Genomic DNA, 1194 nt, shown 5'->3' on the forward strand with positions numbered 1-1194 from the left:
ACAGGTCATGGCAAAGAGCAAGTTTGAACGTTCGAAACCGCATGTAAATGTTGGGACGATAGGGCATGTGGATCATGGTAAGACGACGCTGACGGCGGCGATCACGACAATTTTGACGTCGAAGTTTGGCGGGGAGTCGAAGAGTTATGATCAGATTGATTCTGCGCCGGAAGAGCGTTCTCGGGGAATTACCATCAATACGGCGCATGTGGAATATGAGACGGAGAAGCGGCACTATGCGCATGTAGACTGTCCGGGACATGCTGACTATGTAAAGAACATGATTACGGGTGCGGCGCAGATGGATGGTGCGATCCTGGTTGTGTCGGCTGCGGATGGACCGATGCCGCAGACCAGGGAGCATATTTTGCTGGCGCGTCAAGTGGGTGTGCCTTATATCATTGTGTACATGAACAAGGCCGACATGGTTGATGACGCCGAGCTGTTGGAACTGGTGGAGATGGAGATACGCGAGTTGCTGTCGAAATATGATTTTCCTGGCGATGATACGCCGATCATAGTTGGCTCGGCGCTGAAGGCGCTGGAGGGTGATCAGGGTGAGATTGGGGAGCCCTCGATTTTAAAACTGGCGGAAGCGCTGGATAGTTATATACCTGAGCCTGAGAGAGCGATAGATGGTGCTTTCATCATGCCGGTAGAAGACGTGTTTTCGATATCGGGCCGTGGAACGGTGGTGACGGGTCGTGTGGAGAGGGGCGTTATCAAGGTGGGTGAGGAGATTGAGATTGTTGGTTTGAAGCCAACGCTGAAGACGGTATGCACGGGTGTGGAAATGTTCCGGAAGCTGTTGGATCAGGGTCAGGCGGGGGACAATGTGGGCGTTCTGTTGCGCGGTACCAAGCGAGAGGAAGTAGAGCGCGGTCAGGTATTGGCGAAGCCGGGCAGTATTTCACCGCATACGAAATTCACGGCGGAGATTTATGTGCTGAGTAAAGAGGAGGGCGGCAGGCATACGCCGTTTTTTCCTGGATACCGTCCACAATTTTATTTCAGGACGACGGATGTGACTGGATCAATTGAATTGCCTGCGGGGACGGAGATGGTGATGCCTGGGGACAATGTGTCGGTGACGGTAAATCTGATTGCGCCGATTGCAATGGACGAAGGGCTGCGGTTTGCGATCCGTGAAGGCGGCAGAACAGTTGGCGCAGGCGTGGTTGCTAAGATCATAGA

General features: G+C 53.4%; 1 protein-coding gene. It reads left to right on the forward strand.

Features of this window, described 5'->3' with window-relative positions; translation table 11 throughout:
- Positions 1–7: 7 nt before the first annotated feature.
- On the forward strand, positions 8–1194 hold a 1187-nt coding region (gene tuf, locus BMY60_RS15150), incomplete at its 3' end, for an elongation factor Tu (RefSeq protein WP_090334726.1).

The organism is Nitrosomonas sp. Nm51 (assembly GCF_900111165.1).
GTDB lineage: Bacteria > Pseudomonadota > Gammaproteobacteria > Burkholderiales > Nitrosomonadaceae > Nitrosomonas.